Raw genomic sequence first — 265 nt, 5'->3', positions numbered from 1 at the left:
GCTAACGCTTGCTCGTAGGTGACGCGGGGTGGAGCAGCCCGGTAGCTCGTCAGGCTCATAACCTGAAGGTCACAGGTTCAAATCCTGTCCCCGCAACCAACAAAACAGCCCGCCTCGCGCGGGCTCTTTTGTATCTGCTGCAAGCGCCGCCGATCTTAACCCCCAGCAGCAGCCCGAAACACCCAAAGCCCACCACAACCGACAAAACCAATTCCTGCCCGCAAAGCCAAATAAACGGCCCGATCTAAGCGGGCCGTTTTTGTTT

Annotated in this window: 1 tRNA gene; it reads left to right on the top strand. The window is 57.7% G+C overall.

Features of this window, described 5'->3' with window-relative positions:
• Positions 1 to 22: 22 nt before the first annotated feature.
• Positions 23 to 99: transfer RNA gene (locus tag KVT37_RS31870), tRNA-Met, on the top strand.
• The last annotated feature ends 166 nt before the right edge of the window (positions 100 to 265 follow it).

The sequence above is a fragment of the Mesorhizobium sp. GbtcB19 genome (genome assembly GCF_019091085.1).
In the GTDB taxonomy this organism is placed as follows: Bacteria; Pseudomonadota; Alphaproteobacteria; order Rhizobiales; family Rhizobiaceae; genus Mesorhizobium.
Note: the sequence above shows the minus strand (reverse complement) of the source record. Positions and strands in the feature narration are given on the sequence as shown.